The following is a 15,189-nucleotide window of genomic DNA, read 5'->3' as shown; positions in this document are numbered from 1 at the left end:
TAATCATAAAAACATCACACCTCTACCCAACACCCTGAGAATAAAAAATGAAAAAACGCCTGCTTTCTCTTATCGCCTCCTCACTGCTCTGCAGCACGGTTTATGCGGCAGAACTGGCACCGCTGCAATCCGATACCGAACCGGATCGCACCGACTGGACCCAGCTCGACACCAAATATGGCGCACTGCCAAAAGTCGATAAGTCGCTGAAGATTGGCGGGGTATCGAAAACCCTGACCAATGAGTACTGGCGCTCACTCGGCCAGGGCTACCAGAACGCGGCGAAAAAGTATGGTTTCACTGTCGCTTATCAGGCGGCGGCCAATGAAGACGATCAGCTTGGTCAGCTCTCCATTGCGGAAACCCTGATCTCGCAGGGCTTTAACGGCCTGCTGGTTTCGCCGCAGACCGATATCAACCTGGAGCCTGCACTGGAGAGTGCCAACAGTAAAAATATCCCGGTGGTGAACGTTAATGATGCGGTGATGCCGAATGCGCGCTACTACGTCGGCAACGTCCAGAAGGACAATGGCGTGCGGGTGGCGAAATGGTTTATTCAGCACCATCCGCAGGGCGGCAAAGTGGCGGTGATTGAAGGGCAGCCAGGGGTTTATGCCGCCGGACAGCGCACCCGTGGCTTTAAAGAGACGCTGGACAGCGCCGGTAAGTTCACCATCGTGGCCAGCGTGCCCGCTAACTGGAGTCGCGAGCAGGCCTTTAACGCCGCATCGACCATTCTGCAGCAGCATCCTGATTTAATCGGCTTCTACGCCAACAACGACACCATGGCGCTGGGCGTGGTGGAGGCGGTACGCGCGCAGAACAAAGCATCACAGGTGGCCATCTTTGGCACTGACGGTATTTCCGATGCCTACGCCTCGATTAAGCGCGGCGAGCTGACCGGCACGGTCGACAGTTTCCCGGTGCTGACCGGTGAAGTGGCGATGGACGTCATTATCCGGCTGATCAATGGACAGAAACTGTCGCGCGTTGTCTCGACACCCCAGGCGCTGATCACCAAAGAGAATGTCGAGGCGTTCTCAACCAAAGACAACAACCGGTTGCGTCAGCTGCTGGCTCAACAATAAGTCAGCGGGAGCGGGTATGGAACAGTTTCGCTTAATGATGCGTGGCATCAGCAAAAGTTACGGTAACGCCGCCGCGCTGCAGGATGTCGATTTCTCAGTGCGGCCCGGCGAGGTGCACGCGCTGATTGGGGAAAATGGCGCGGGTAAGTCGACGCTGCTGAATATCCTCTCCGGCGTTCGCGGTGCGGACAGCGGAGAGATCAGCGTCAATGGAAACCGGGTGCAGATCCGCAGTCCGCTCAGCGCCCGTCAGGCCGGGATCGCGATGATCCACCAGGAGTTACAGCATGTGCCTGAGCTTTCCGTGGCGCAGAACATGTTTCTGGGTCGCCCGCTGACCCGCGCCGGGGGCTGGTGGGTGGATAAAAAGGCCCAGCTGGCGCGGGCTACCCTGATTCTGAAGACGCTGGATCCCACTATCGATCCCGATACGCCGATCAGGAACCTCAAGGTATCGCAGCAGCAGATTGTTGAGATTGCCCGGGCGCTGCTGGATGACGCCAAAATCATCGCCATGGATGAGCCGACCTCCAGCCTGACGCCACGCGAATTTGACCGGCTGGCGGAGCTGATTGGCGATCTGAAGTCGACCGGCGTCTCGCTGATCTATGTCTCGCACAAGATGAATGAGATTTTCCGGGTGTGCGACCGCGCCACCATTATGCGTGACGGAAAGCAGGTGGGGGTGGTCAACATCAGTGATGAGGATGAGGAGAGCATCGTCGCCAAAATGGTCGGACGGAAGATCGACAAGCTTGACCATCAGGCGTTTGTCACCGATCGCGAAGTGCTGCGGGTAGAAGATCTGACGCGTGGCAATGAGGTGGTGGCGGCAAACTTCAGCGTTCGTGCGGGCGAAGTGCTGGGGATTGCCGGGCTGGTCGGCGCGGGGCGCACCGAACTGCTGAAGCTGATTGCCGGTATCGACAGGCGCACCCGTGGCACGGTGAGCGTCAACGGTGCCGCGGTGAAGAACCACAACGTGCGTGCGGCGATCAAGGCGGGCATTGGCCTGGTACCAGAAGACCGCAAAAAAGAGGGCATTATCAAAGAGCGGGCGGTGAAGATGAATATGGCGCTGCCGTCGATGCACCGCTTCACGTCGGCGGGGCTGATGAACCAGGCCCGGCTGGACCGCGAGGCGCTGAAGGTCATGGGCGACCTGAAACTGCGCCCGCTCGACATTGAGAAAACCATCGGCACGCTGAGCGGCGGCAATCAGCAAAAAGTGATCATCGGCCGCTGGGTTGCGGCGGATGCCAATGTGTTTCTGTTTGATGAGCCGACGCGCGGTATCGATATTGGTGCCAAGTCTGAAATCTATCACCTGATTGAAAAACTGGCCCAGGCGGGCAAAGCCATTGTGGTGGTGTCGTCAGAAATGACCGAGATCATGCGTATCTCCGATCGGGTGCTGGTGATGCGCGAGGGCCGGATAACCAAAGAGTTAACCGGCAGCGCGATCACCGAAGAGAACATTGCCCGTTATGCCATCAAAGATATCGACCAGACCGCCTGACCGCTTACCTGACACTATTTAAGGTTATAACTATGACAACTCAGACATCTACCGGGCCGGGTCCCCGACCTGCGCTGCGGCTTAAATTTAATCTGCGTGATGCCGGTACCTTAATTGGCTTACTGATTATCGTGGTGACATTTTCGTTTCTGTCGCCGGTCTTTTTCACCCTGCCTAATCTGCTGAATATTCTGCAGCAGTCCTCAATCAACGCCCTGATCGCACTGGGCATGACGCTGGTGATTATCTCCGGCGGGATTGACCTCTCGGTCGGCCCCACGGCGGCGCTCTCTGCGGTGCTGGGTGCAACCCTGATGGCATCGGGCGTGCCGGTGCCGCTGGCGATCCTCGCGACGCTGGGTGTGGGCGCGATGTGCGGGCTGTTCAGCGGCACGCTGATCGCCTATGCCGGGCTGCAGCCGTTTATTGTGACGCTGGGCGGCCTGTCGCTGTTCCGGGCAATTGCGCTGATCTACACCGGCGGCAATCCCATCTTCGGTATTCCGCTGGAATTTCGCAGCCTGATTAACAGTACGCTTTTCGGTATCCCGACGCCGATTGTGATTGTGGCAGTGATTGCGCTGCTGCTGTGGACGGTGATGAATAAGACCCCGCTGGGGGAATATATTCTGGCGATTGGCGGCAATGAAGAGGCGGCGCGGGTCGCAGGTGTGCCGGTTAAGCGCACCAAGGTCACGGTCTATATCTTCTCCGGCTTACTGGCCTCACTGGCCTCGCTGATTCTGATTGGTCGTCTGGGGGCTGCCGAACCGACCATCGGCAACCTGTGGGAACTGGATGCGATTGCGGCGGCGGCCATTGGCGGTGCGTCGTTAATGGGCGGCAAGGGCAGTATCTTCGGAACGCTGATCGGCGTGGTTATCCTCGGTGCGTTACGTAATGGCTTGACCTTACTGAACATTCAGGCCTTTTACCAATTGCTCGCTACCGGCCTTATTATTATCATAGCGATGTTGATTGACCGGGCGACCCGAGGCAAGTAATGAAGCAAGATCCGCGAGCCATTGGCGCTCAGATTCGTATGCGTTTGCCCCAGCTGACGCCGTTAGAACGTCGGGTAGCTGAGGCGATAATTGCCCGAACCGACATTACCGAGCAATCCTCATTAAAGGAGATTGCGCGGGAGAATAATGTCTCTGAAGCGATGATCGTTAAGATTACCAAAAAACTTAACTTCACCGGCTTCAGGCATTTCAGAAGTGGCCTGATCTATTACAACCAGTCTGAAGTGGCAGGGCTGCATGCGGAAATTGAGCCGGATGATTCGTCGGAGCAGTTGCTGGCCAAAGTTTTCAGAACCTCTATCCAGGCGATTGAAGAGACCTTATCGATTCTGGATGTTTCTGAATTCAATCGTGCGGCGGACATTATCTTTAAAGCGCGTCATATCGATCTCTATGCCGTGGGCGGCTCTGCCGCCGTGGCGCGGGACCTGTCACACAAGATGCTGAAGATTGGCATTAAGTCGACTGCCTATGACGACGCCCACATCATGCTGATGTCAGCCGCCGTGTTATCTGATGACGATGTGGTTATCGCCATCAGCCATTCGGGTGCTACGCGTGCGGTGAACGATCCGGTCAGACTGGCGGGGAGGAATGGCGCTAAAGTTATCGCCATTACCAACTACGCCGAATCCCCGATCGCGAAGAGTGCGCATGTGGTCCTCAATTCAACCTCTCAGGGATCGCATCTGCTGGGTGAAAACGCCGCGTCACGCATCGCCCAGCTCAATATTCTGGATGCGCTGTTTGTCGCTATCGCCAAGAAAGATCTGAAGCGGGCGGAGAAGAACCTGATGAAAACCCAGCATGCGGTTCAGGATCTGCGGGAATTCTAGCTATGAGCAAAATTGCAGTCACCGGCAGTCTTCACTACGACATTATGCTGGATGCACACCATCGCCCGGAAAAAGGCGAAACGGTGATGGGCAGCGCCTGTCACTATAAGTTTGGTGGCAAGGGGGGTAATCAGGCCGTCGCAGCGGCACGCGCGGGTGCCGCAGTGCGCTTCGCCGGTTCAGTGGGGCGCGATCAGCAGGGGCAATTCCTGCTGGATCATCTGCAGCAGGCCGGGGTCGATTGCACCGCCGTCAGCATCATTGATGCGCTTCCCTCCGGGATGAGCGTGGCGATTACCGATGCCGAAGGAGATTACGGTGCGGTGGTGGTCTCCAATGCTAATCAGCAGATCCCGCTGGAGACCTTTGAGCAACCCGGCTTCTGGCAGGAGGTGTCGCTGCTGGTGCTGCAAAATGAAGTCCCTGAAGCGGTGAACCTCTGTGCGGCCCAGGCGGCACAGCAGCGGGGGATTACGGTCTGCGTCAATGCCGCGCCCGCCCGGCCGTTGTCAGCCGCGTTTGAAAACTGTATTGATCTGCTGGTGGTGAACGCCATTGAAGCGCGCGATATGTGCGGGATTAGCGTGCAGGATCTGACGTCGGCGCGCTCAGCGGCAGAATCGCTGGCCAGCCGGTTTGCCAGAGTGGTGGTTACCGCTGGTGAACATGGTGTGGCTTACAGCGAGGCGGGAGAGACGCATACACTGGCGGCGCAGAAGGTGACACTGGTGAGCACCCACGGTGCCGGGGATTGTTTTGTCGGCGTGTTGTGTCAGCGCCTGAGTAGCGGGGTAACGCTGGCAGAAGCGGTGAGTGCGGCAAATCGTGCAGCTGCCGAACACGTTTCCCGGCAGCCGCACTGATTAATGGCGTGCCACGTCAGTGACGCGGCACGCTAACGTCATCAGGCACCGACGTTCACCACGGTTTTACCGAAGTTTTTGCCATTCAGCATATCGATAAACGCCTGTGGCGCGTTCTCTAATCCTTCAATCATGTGCTCGCGATAGTGGATTTTTTTGTTCTCCACCAGCGGACGCATCGCCTCCAGGAACTCAGGGTAACGGTCACCATAATCCTGGAAGATGATAAAGCCCTGCATACGGATACGGCGTTTCAGAATGCCCGCCATGATCAGAGAGGTTCTGTCCGGGCCTTGCGGCAGCTCACGCTGGCTGTAAGCCGAGACCAGACCACAGACCGGCACGCGCGCAGCGGTGTTCAGCAGCGGGAATACGGCATCAAACACTTTGCCGCCGACGTTTTCGAAGTAGATATCGATGCCATCCGGGCAGGCGTTTTTCAGCTGCTCTTCAAAGTCGGCGCTGTGGTGATCGAGGCAGGCATCAAAGCCCAGCGTATCGACCGCGTAACGGCATTTTTCTTCACCGCCCGCCACACCAACGACACGGCAGCCTTTCTGTTTACCCAACTGACCGACCGTTGCGCCCACCGGACCGGTTGCGGCGGCAACGACCAGGGTTTCACCCGCTTTCGGCTGACCAATATCCATCAGACCCATATAGGCGGTAAAGCCTGGCATACCGAGAATACCCAGCGCCCATGAGGGATGAGGCAGATCGTTGCCCAGCTTCGCAATCTCTTTGCCATCGGAGACGGCATATTCCTGCCAGCCGCTCTGCGCCAGCACCCAGTCACCGGTCTTAAAATCACTGTTTTTCGATTCGGCGACCTGACAGACGGTGCCGCCCACCATCGGCTGATCCAGCTCTGCCGGCGCGGCGTAGGATTTACCCTCGTCCATCCGCCCACGCATGTAGGGGTCAAGCGAGAGATAGATGGTTTTCAGCAGTACTTCACCCTCTTTGATTTCCGGGACGGGCTGCGCCACATGGCGGAAATTCTCTTTGGTCGGCTCACCGTGTGGGCGTGAAGCCAGTAACCAGGCATGGTTCTGGGTTGCTTGTTCAGTCATATTGTCATCCTTTTATAGCCGGGCAATGCTCAGGGCATCACCATATGAATACCGGGAAAGTGTAGATGACAGCGGCGGGAATGCGTTTAGCGCTGTGAGCGGTAAACTGATTTACCGATAACAGGGCATAGGGTGCTAACCACGGGGACACAGCGGATGCAGGACCATTGGCGTCATGGATTCAGTCTGATGGCTGTTCACATCCGCTTGCAAAAAACGGGCAGGCGAGTCAACAGCAGTGCGGCATGACACGCATCCAGGTCAGAGGGAGGCGACTATCATTACGCTTCACCACAAGACTTACAGGGCCAGGGCATATTTTGCGATTGCCGAAACAGAGAAGCTAAAACGCTTCTAGACCGGGTTTTACAGCATCCGCCCCGTGATGTAATGTATGAAGTGAATACCGCCATAGGCGAAGGAGGAAGAGGTTATGTACTCAAAACACGATATTTCAACCCTGAAAAAAATGACAGTTGCAGAGCGTAAAGCGGAAGCAATGCGTCAGCTCAAAGAATCTTTTGATCTTGCGGAGCGCTCAGGCACAGTGCGTTCACGCGAAGCAAAGGCTGGTTGACTGTCAGCTTCCTCCAAAACCCGCTAAGGCGGGTTTTTTTATGCCTTCAATTTATGGGCATGGGAAGTTGCTGCGCATCCGGCGTCACGGGAAGCTCTGAAGATTGTGATAAATATCAGTGAACTCTACAGGGAGAGAACCATGATTATCCAGCATCTGCGTATTGCCCGACCGGTGACAGACCTGACGCAAAGCAGTCAGAACTATTGTGACGGGCTGGGGTTGCAAGAAATCGGTGAGTTTACTGATCATCAGGGGTTCAGTGGCGTGATGCTGGGCGCTGAAGGGCTGGCCTGGCATCTCGAATTCACGCTCTGTCACACGCATCCCGTCCGGCCATCGCCAACAGATGAGGACCTGCTGGTGCTCTACATTCCGCAACGGCCTGACTGGCTGGCCCGATGTGCCTGTATGGATGAGGCAGGATTTATGCGGGTTCCTGCATTGAATCCTTACTGGGATCAACGGGGCGTGACATTCAGCGACAGGGATGGTTATCGTGTTGTTATCCAGCATGCTGCCTGGCAACCCGCACATTGACCATGCCCATTCAGTGAACCGGAGCTCACCCTGAACATTCTTTGTTTTCACACCGCGGCCAGTAATATCGCAATATTTGATGATGCCGCCAGCGCACTGGCGCGTGACAATCCGCCGCTGAATCATCTGGTGATGCCTGCGCTGCTGGCAGAAGCGGAACGCAGCGGCGGGATGACGACTGCGTTACGCCGCCGTATTGCCCAAATGATTGAAACGTTGCTGCCGCAGTTTGATGCGGTACTGATCACCTGCTCGACGCTGGGGCCGGTTGCCGGTGATTTCAGCGCACAGGATCGGGTTATGCGCACCGACGGGATGTTGGCGGAGGCGCTGCAGCGTCAGGCAGGGCGCACAGTCGCGCTCTGTGCGGCAGAATCAACGCTGGCGGTGACGCGGGCACTTTTCTGTCAGCCCGGCAGCCAGGTGGAGGTCGCGCTGGTGGAGGGAGCGTGGACGGCGTTTAAAGCGGGGGAGACAACACGCTATTTTGCATTGATTGCAGCAGCAGCAGAGCAGGCTTATCAGCAGGGAGCCGTTGCGGTGGCCCTGGCGCAAAGCTCAATGACGCCCGTAGCACAGCAGTTTCCTGACACACAGCGACCATTGACCGGTCCGCATCTTGCGCTGCAGGCCTGCTACGAACTCAGATGACCGTCACACCTTGCTGGCTCAGCGCCTGTCGCAGCGCCTCGTCCGGCTGCGTTTCCACGACCAGCGTGCTGGCCAGCGACAGGTCGCCTATGGCAAATGCCGAGGCGGAGTTCAGCTTTTCCGCTGACGCCAGCACCACGGTTTCCGCTGCGCGTCCTGCCAGCGCACGCTTGACCGTCGCCTCTTCAAAATTACCGGTGGTCAGGCCTGCCGCAGGATGCACGCCGGTGACACCCATAAAAAAGAGATCGGCATTGATGCGGTTGATCGACTCCAGCATCGCTGCGCCCACCGTCACCACTGAATGTTTATAGAGCTGCCCGCCAATCAGTATGATCTCCACGAGTGGATGATCGGCTAACGCCAGCGCCACGCTGGGACTGTGCGTGACCGCGGTAAAGCTCAGCGTGGCGGGTAACCGTCGCACCAGTTCCGCGCTGGTGGTCCCGCCATCAATCAGTACGATCTGCCCCGGCTGAATCAGCGAAACGGCTTTTTGCGCGATAACCTGCTTAGAAGCAGTCTGCACGCTTTTGCGTGTTTCAAAGGTGGCCAGCGCAGCGGAAACTGGCAGCGCGCCGCCATGTACCCGCTGCAACAATCCTTCAGCCGCCAGTTCACGCAGGTCGCGGCGGATAGAGTCTTCGGAGAGGCCAAAGCGCTGGCTGAGATCGCGCGACTGCACCTGTTTTTCCTGGGCGAGCAGGGCGAGAATCGTCTGTTTTCGCTGGCTGGATAGCATGACTGGCCTTTGCATGTTTTTTCTTGAAGTTGCACGATTGTGCATGATAGCGTGATGGCTGTCTACTATCCTGGAGAGCATCATGCAGCAGAACCATCCCCGCGTGCGCATCATCAATGAGCAGTTGCTGTCAGACAACTGGTATACCCTGAAGAAATATACGTTCTCGCTGCTGCGCCGTGACGGTCGCTGGCAGGAGCAGAGCCGTGAAGCCTATGACCGCGGTAATGGCGCAGTGATCCTGCTCTACAACCGTGACAAACGTACGGTGGTACTGACCCGTCAGTTTCGCTTTCCGATTTTCCTGAACGGGCATGATGGCTTTCTGATTGAAGCAGCCGCCGGTCTGCTGGATAACGCCTCGCCGGAAGCGCGTATTGTTGCCGAAGCCGAAGAGGAAACCGGTTTTCGTGTCAGCCATGTGCAGAAGGTGTTTGAAGCCTTTATGAGCCCCGGTTCGGTTACTGAAAAACTCTACTTTTTTATTGCCGAGTATGGCGATCAGCAGCGTAGCGGTGAAGGCGGCGGAATAGCGGAAGAGGGTGAGGATATCGAGGTGCTTGAGATCGGTTTTGACCAGGCGTTACAGGCGATTGACCAGGGTGAGATTGTGGATGCCAAGACCATCATGCTGCTGCAGCATCTGCGGCTGAAAGGCATTTTATAAGAGAACGGGCAGACCGGTGTTAATGCGGTCTGCCCGTTAAAGCTTACTGATCCTGCGTCAGGATGCCTTTTACATCGTGCGGTTCAGAACGCAGATACTGTGGCGGAACCTGGACTTTACCATCCAGCGCAGCGGCTGCGTGCCACGGCCAGCGCGGATCGTAAAGAATACCGCGCGCCAGCGCCACCAGGTCAGCTTCACCCTGTTGCAGCAGATCTTCTGCCTGCTGCGGCTCAGTAATTAAGCCGACCGCAATCACCGGAATCGACACCTGCTCACGAATATCGCGGGCGAACGGCACCTGATAGTTGGGTCCGACGCTGATTTTCTGGTCTTCCGACAAACCACCACTTGAGACATGAATATAAGCACTGTTCAGCGCTTCCAGCTCACGCGAGAAGGCGATTGACTGATTGATCTCCCAGCCGCCTTCAACCCAGTCAGTGGCAGAAATGCGCACGCCTACCGGCACGGAAGCGGGTACGGCATCGCGAACGGCTTTGAAGACTTCCAGTGGGAAGCGCATACGGTTTTCCAGCGAGCCGCCATATTCATCACTGCGCTGATTCGACAGCGGCGACAGGAACTGATGCAGCAGGTAGCCGTGTGCGGCATGCACTTCGATGAGCTGAATTCCCAGACGCACCGCACGCAGGGCGCTGTCGACAAAGGCCTGTTTTACCCTCGCCAGATCGTCAGTGTGCATGGCAACCGGTTTCACTTCATCCGCGCTGTAGCTCAGTGCGGACGGAGCCACGGTTTGCCAGCCGCCGGCTTCAGGCGCAATCTGCTTACCGCCTTCCCAGGGTACGGCACACGACGCTTTGCGTCCCGCATGGCCCAGCTGAATACCAACCGGAATAGAGGAGTAGCGGCGGACATCTTCCAGAACCGTTTTCAGCGCAGCTTCATTATCATCATTCCACAAACCGAGATCGCCTGGGGAGATGCGACCAATATCCTCTACGGCGGTGGCTTCAATGATCATCAGACCTGCGCCGGAAAAGGCCAGCTGGCCAAGATGGATACGGTGCCAGGCGGTCGCATTGCCCGCCTCAGCGGAGTACTGGCACATCGGCGCAATCACAATGCGGTTATCCAGCGTAAGTTCGCCCAGCGAGACAGTGGAAAAAAGTTGGCTCATGTTATCTCCATGGTTTTTATGACTGACGTGACAGGCAATAACTATAGCGGGGGATTTGCCAGGCGGGTGTTTCTTCAACGTGACATTTTATGACGGCGTGCCGGATTCAGGTTACAGATCAACGCAGCCTGCTGCCTTTGACAGGGGTTATTACGTTAACGGTTCAGCCAGGCGCAGCTTTGCTGCTCACGCCCGGCGAACCGGGATTTTGCGTACCGGATAAGGACAATCATCAGGGTCTGATATTCAGCTACAGGGTGAGTCTCAGACCTGTGCCATTCCGCCATCAACAAACAGTTCTGCCGCATTGATAAAGCTGGCGGCATCCGAGGCGAGAAACGCAACGGTGCGGGCAACCTCCTGCGGTTCACCCAGGCGGCCAAGCGGTATTTGTGCTGCCAGCGCATCAAACAAGCCCTGACGCTGATCTTCACTGACCAGATCACCCAGCCCAGGCGTACGGACAGGGCCGGGGCTCACGACATTGACCCGGATTCCGCGATCTTTCAGATCCAGCGCCCACGAACGGGCAAAATTGCGCACTGCCGCTTTACTGGCGCTGTAGACGCTAAAAGCCGCAGTACCCTGCGCTCCGGCAGTCGATCCGGTCAGAATTACCGATGCGCCATCAACCAGCAGAGGCAGGGCTTTCTGTACGGTAAACAGCATGCCGCGTACGTTAGTGCCAAAGATACGGTCAAAATGCTCTTCAGTAATCGCCCCCAGCGGCAGCATGTCGCCGCCCCCGGCGTTGGCAAAGAGAATATCGAGGCGTCCCGCCTGTGCTGCAATTCGCGAGTAAACCTCATCGAGATCGTGCAGTTGTGAGGCGTCTGCGCGGATGCCGCTGACGGTTCCGCCGATTTCAGCGACGGCGGCATCCAGCTCCGCCTGACGACGGCCGGTTATAAAAACCTGTGCGCCCTGTGCCGCCAGCTCCCGGGCGGTAGCCAGGCCAATTCCGCTCGTTCCGCCTGTAACCAGTGCAATTTTTCCTGCGAGTGATGCGTTCATAAGTTCTTCTCCGGATAGTCTCTTAGACAGTTTGGGTTATTCCCGGTCAGCGGGGCTGCCGGACTGATTGCTACTGTAAGAGAGGAGGATTGGCGGATAAATCCGCTAAAATGAAAATGACTATCCACACGGGTGGATAATAGGGAGATAGAATGGATCAGCTGCTGGCGATAAAAGCCTTTTCACGGGTGGTGGAAAGCGGCAGTTTTACCCGGGCGGCGGACTCGCTGAATATGCCGAAGGCGACGCTGAGTAAACTGGTTCAGGAGCTGGAGGCGCATCTTTCCGTCAGGCTACTGCAGCGCACCACCCGACGCGTGACCGTCACCGCAGAAGGGCGTGAATACTATGAGAAAGCGCTGCGCATCCTGCACGATCTCGAAGATATTGATGCCTGTTTCAATTCACTGCGCAGTAAGCCGCGTGGGCAGTTACGCATTGATGTCGGCGGATCTACCGCCAGGGACGTTCTGATTCCGCTGCTGCCCGATTTCTTTGCCCGCTATCCTGATATTACGCTGGATCTGGGCGTATCCGATCGCCCGGTCAATCTTATCAGTGACAACGTTGATTGTGTGATCCGCGGCGGTCCGCTGGTCGATTCCTCACTGATTGCCCGCCTGATAGGGCACGCTACGCTCATTACCTGCGCGACACCCGCCTACCTTAAAGCGTTTGGCGTGCCCGCCTATCCTGATGAACTGCGCAACGGACACCGGCTGGTGAGTTATCTCTCGCCGCAAACCGGCAAGCCATTTCCGCTTCGGTTCGAACGTCAGGGAGAGAAAATTGAGATCACCAGTGCGCATCGCATAGGCGTCAATGAAAGCAACGCGCATCTGGCCGCGGGACTGGCAGGGCTTGGGATCATTCAGACATTTAATTATTCGCTGTCGTCGATTCTGCGGCAGGGAGAAATGGTTGAGATCCTGCACGACTGGCGTCCGGCGGGTTATGCGTTTCATCTGGTTTATCCGCAAAACCGGCACGTAACGCAACGGCTACGGGTATTTATCGACTGGCTGGTGGAGTGCTTTCCGGCGCGGGTAGCGGGAGAGGGGAAATCCGGCACCTGAGTGCCGGATCGGGATCAGTTGCCGCGATAGGTAGAGTAACCAAACGGGCTCAGCAGCAACGGGATATGGTAGTGCTCACCGCTGGCTTCCATATTGAACTCAACCGGGATCTCCGGGAAGAAGGTTTTCTGGTTGTTCTTTTTATAGAAGTCACCGGTTTTAAACACCACGCGGTAGCTGCCTGCGCTGGCTGTTTTGTCCTGCGGGAACAGGGCGCTGATGCGACCATTGTTATCGGTGACGCCTGACGCCAGTTTCACCCAGTTATCCTGCTGCTTCTGATCCAGTTCAACTTCGATGCCTGCCGTTGGCTGGCCAGTTTGCAGGTTAAGAACGTGCACGCTCAGTGGGTTTTTAGCGGTAGCAGGCTGAGCAGCGATAGCGGATGCGCCAGAGGTCATCAGTAATGTTGCGATCAAGGCATATGAAGTTTTCATCAATGTTTCCTTTATTGATTGTCTGAAGTCGGGTGACAGTGCAGAGAGAGTAATGCGCCTGAGGGCAAAGAGATATTTAGCCGCAGGAAATGTGAAATTTCTGAGAAAGAAGAAAAATGTCTTTAGTTACATCATACAAAATCTCTGCTTAATCATAGTCCAGCACCTGTGCAGTCATAGCTAATCAGGGAACAGAGGCACCAGATGAAATCCTCTCTGAATTCAGCAATAAAACAAAGCCTGGCCCCTGGCGGGCAACGTAGCGATAGCAATCCTCTGATCTATCCACAGAATCGTCTCGTCAGTTATCAACTACCGGACATGTATCGACTCGTGGGCGGGCTGCTTTCCGTCGCGAATGACGTGAAAATGTGAATCCGGCACGTCTGGTCAGCGAGCCGGATACGTACAAAGGTCTGACCGAGACAGGGTGTATAACCGAACGGACTCAGCAGCGGCAGCGGCAGCGGCAGCGGGATAGGGTAGCGAGCACCGTTGGCGTCCATGCTGAACTTAACCAGAAAAAACTCTATGCTTTTAACTTTTTTCAGGTGCTCAGGCGCAGTGCTTAATTGCTGAAAATAGGTACAGATAGCAGCAAAGTAGTCTGTTAATGACGAAAATAGTCAGAGAGGGTAAAAGCTTGAGATAAATAGTGTGCTATTTAGTAGTTTACAATCCAGGTTCGCCGTGTCATTGTCCTGCCAACCAGATAGCACACTACTTAATAGCAAGTTAATTGGAACCCTGTGATGAAAATGAAACTGATTGCCAGTGCATTATTGTTAGCCAGCCAGATGAGTACCGCGTTTGCTGCACCCACTGAAAACAGTCCGCAACCGACCGCAGGCGTGGCCGCTTTCCTGAAGGCGCTCAACAGCGGGAGTGGTAAACCGATTGAGCAACTCTCCGTCAAAGATGCCCGAGCGGTGTTGACGGGGGCGCAGAAGGGCGCAGAACTGCCGCCGGCACAGATTTCACAGAAGATCATTACCGTACAGGGCAAGCCTCTGACGCTGACCATCGTTAAGCCCGAGCACGCCAGCAGCACCTTGCCGGTGTTTATGTTCTTCCACGGCGGTGGCTGGGTGCTGGGTGATTTTCCGACCCATGAGCGACTGGTACGTGGCATGGTGAATGCATCCGGCGCTGCTGCGGTATTTGTCAATTATCAACCATCGCCAGAAGCCCATTTCCCGGTGGCGATTACTCAGGCTTATGACGCCACTAAATGGGTCGCCGAACATGGCGCTGAAATTGGCGTTGACGGAAAACGTCTGGCGCTGGTTGGTAATAGCGTTGGCGGTAACATGGTGGCGGCGGTTGCCTTGCAGGCGAAGCAGTTTAAAACGCCGGCCATCCGTTATGATGTGATGCTGTGGCCGGTTACCGATGCGCGTTTCGACACCGCGTCGTATGATCAATTTGCTGACGGACATTTCCTGACGAAGAACATGATGAAGTGGTTCTGGGATAACTATACCGTTTCGGAAAAAGATCGTAATAACATCCTGGCATCACCGTTGCGTGCCACCACTGAACAGCTGAAGGGGCTGCCGCCAACATTGATTCAGACTGCAGAGCTGGATGTGTTACGTGATGAAGGTGAAGCGTTCGGTCGTAAGCTGGATGCAGCAGGCGTGCCGGTTACCGTGACGCGCTACAATGGCATGATTCATGATTACGGTTTGCTGAACGCGTTAAGTCAGGAACCCACGGTCAGAACAGCTATTAATCAGGCGGGTGAAGAGTTGCGTTCGCATCTCAAATAACTGACCGGTCACATGAAACCAACCCCGGACCGAATCTTCGTCCGGGGTTCTTACCATACAGTAAGTTTGAAGGAATCAGTTCGAAGACGCAGGGCAGTGCGATTGCCGGAACACCAGGAAAGAACGGAGCAGTATCGAAGCGATAAGTGCGCTGTTAATATCTTA

General features: G+C 56.1%; 16 protein-coding genes. 11 read left to right on the top strand and 5 right to left on the bottom strand.

Annotated elements, in window-relative coordinates; all coding sequences use genetic code 11:
• The first annotated feature begins 47 nt into the window (after window positions 1–47).
• Genes ACVKSX_RS03590 through ACVKSX_RS03570 form a run of 5 tightly spaced genes read left to right on the top strand, consistent with a single transcriptional unit; the run spans window position 48 to window position 5,331 of the window.
• Window positions 48–1,088: a sugar ABC transporter substrate-binding protein gene (locus ACVKSX_RS03590; protein ID WP_010670140.1), complete on the top strand. Its 1,041-nt coding sequence runs from the start codon at window positions 48–50 to the stop codon at window positions 1,086–1,088.
• Window positions 1,089–1,104: 16 nt separating this feature from the next.
• Window positions 1,105–2,607, top strand: a complete 1,503-nt coding sequence (locus ACVKSX_RS03585) for a sugar ABC transporter ATP-binding protein (RefSeq protein ID WP_031592323.1) — start codon at window positions 1,105–1,107, stop codon at window positions 2,605–2,607.
• A gap of 32 nt (window positions 2,608–2,639) precedes the next feature.
• The gene (locus tag ACVKSX_RS03580; RefSeq protein ID WP_033787872.1) at window positions 2,640–3,611 is read left to right on the top strand and encodes an ABC transporter permease; all 972 of its coding nucleotides are present in this window, start codon (window positions 2,640–2,642) and stop codon (window positions 3,609–3,611) included.
• Window positions 3,611–4,468 carry a MurR/RpiR family transcriptional regulator gene (locus ACVKSX_RS03575; RefSeq protein WP_010244943.1) on the top strand — a complete coding sequence of 286 codons (858 nt, stop codon included), beginning with the start codon at window positions 3,611–3,613 and terminating at the stop codon, window positions 4,466–4,468. Before ACVKSX_RS03580 ends, ACVKSX_RS03575 begins: the two co-directional genes overlap by 1 nt.
• A 2-nt stretch (window positions 4,469–4,470) precedes the next feature.
• Complete coding sequence (locus ACVKSX_RS03570) at window positions 4,471–5,331, top strand: PfkB family carbohydrate kinase (RefSeq protein ID WP_061703957.1); 861 nt, start codon at window positions 4,471–4,473, stop codon at window positions 5,329–5,331.
• 41 nt (window positions 5,332–5,372) lie between these two features.
• Here the strand turns inward: ACVKSX_RS03570 and ACVKSX_RS03565 are convergent, their stop codons facing one another.
• Entirely contained in the window at window positions 5,373–6,404 is a 1,032-nt protein-coding gene (locus tag ACVKSX_RS03565; RefSeq protein ID WP_010244937.1) for an NADP-dependent oxidoreductase, read from the bottom strand.
• A 433-nt stretch (window positions 6,405–6,837) separates the two neighbouring features.
• Between ACVKSX_RS03565 and ACVKSX_RS03560 the strand changes: the two genes are divergently transcribed.
• From ACVKSX_RS03560 to ACVKSX_RS03550, 3 genes are all read left to right on the top strand, one after another.
• Window positions 6,838–6,981 (top strand): hypothetical protein, encoded by a 144-nt coding sequence (locus ACVKSX_RS03560; RefSeq protein ID WP_022625658.1) that lies wholly within the window; start codon window positions 6,838–6,840, stop codon window positions 6,979–6,981.
• A gap of 141 nt (window positions 6,982–7,122) precedes the next feature.
• Complete coding sequence (locus tag ACVKSX_RS03555; protein WP_354438359.1) at window positions 7,123–7,521, top strand: VOC family protein; 399 nt, start codon at window positions 7,123–7,125, stop codon at window positions 7,519–7,521.
• Between the two features lie 132 nt (window positions 7,522–7,653).
• Window positions 7,654–8,172 (top strand): glutamate racemase, encoded by a 519-nt coding sequence (locus ACVKSX_RS03550; RefSeq protein WP_346551325.1) that lies wholly within the window; start codon window positions 7,654–7,656, stop codon window positions 8,170–8,172.
• On the opposite strand, the gene ACVKSX_RS03545 is transcribed toward ACVKSX_RS03550, so the two are convergent.
• Window positions 8,165–8,914 (bottom strand): DeoR/GlpR family DNA-binding transcription regulator, encoded by a 750-nt coding sequence (locus ACVKSX_RS03545; RefSeq protein WP_033771771.1) that lies wholly within the window; start codon window positions 8,912–8,914, stop codon window positions 8,165–8,167. The two genes, ACVKSX_RS03550 and ACVKSX_RS03545, sit on opposite strands and share 8 nt — an antisense overlap.
• Before the next feature lie 82 nt (window positions 8,915–8,996).
• Here ACVKSX_RS03545 and ACVKSX_RS03540 point away from each other — a divergent pair, with 82 nt between their 5' ends.
• On the top strand, window positions 8,997–9,581 hold the full coding sequence (locus ACVKSX_RS03540) for an NUDIX domain-containing protein (protein ID WP_010670144.1): 585 nt from the start codon (window positions 8,997–8,999) through the stop codon (window positions 9,579–9,581).
• Window positions 9,582–9,624: 43 nt separating this feature from the next.
• On the opposite strand, the gene ACVKSX_RS03535 is transcribed toward ACVKSX_RS03540, so the two are convergent.
• Window positions 9,625–10,725, bottom strand: a complete 1,101-nt coding sequence (locus tag ACVKSX_RS03535; RefSeq protein WP_010670145.1) for an NADH:flavin oxidoreductase/NADH oxidase — start codon at window positions 10,723–10,725, stop codon at window positions 9,625–9,627.
• A gap of 264 nt (window positions 10,726–10,989) precedes the next feature.
• Window positions 10,990–11,739: a glucose 1-dehydrogenase gene (locus ACVKSX_RS03530; protein ID WP_089414182.1), complete on the bottom strand. Its 750-nt coding sequence runs from the start codon at window positions 11,737–11,739 to the stop codon at window positions 10,990–10,992.
• A 152-nt stretch (window positions 11,740–11,891) separates the two neighbouring features.
• Between ACVKSX_RS03530 and ACVKSX_RS03525 the strand changes: the two genes are divergently transcribed.
• Window positions 11,892–12,815: a LysR family transcriptional regulator gene (locus ACVKSX_RS03525; RefSeq protein ID WP_111533807.1), complete on the top strand. Its 924-nt coding sequence runs from the start codon at window positions 11,892–11,894 to the stop codon at window positions 12,813–12,815.
• Window positions 12,816–12,829: 14 nt separating this feature from the next.
• Here ACVKSX_RS03525 and uraH read toward each other — a convergent pair whose 3' ends face one another.
• Complete coding sequence (gene uraH, locus ACVKSX_RS03520) at window positions 12,830–13,252, bottom strand: hydroxyisourate hydrolase (protein WP_010244915.1); 423 nt, start codon at window positions 13,250–13,252, stop codon at window positions 12,830–12,832.
• 752 nt (window positions 13,253–14,004) lie between these two features.
• On the opposite strand from uraH, the gene ACVKSX_RS03515 reads away from it, so the two are divergent.
• Window positions 14,005–15,024: an alpha/beta hydrolase gene (locus ACVKSX_RS03515; protein ID WP_354438356.1), complete on the top strand. Its 1,020-nt coding sequence runs from the start codon at window positions 14,005–14,007 to the stop codon at window positions 15,022–15,024.
• Window positions 15,025–15,189: the final 165 nt, after the last annotated feature.

It is taken from the genome of Pantoea sp. PvP021 (assembly GCF_054056055.1).
This window is presented reverse-complemented; position numbering and strand designations above follow the sequence as displayed.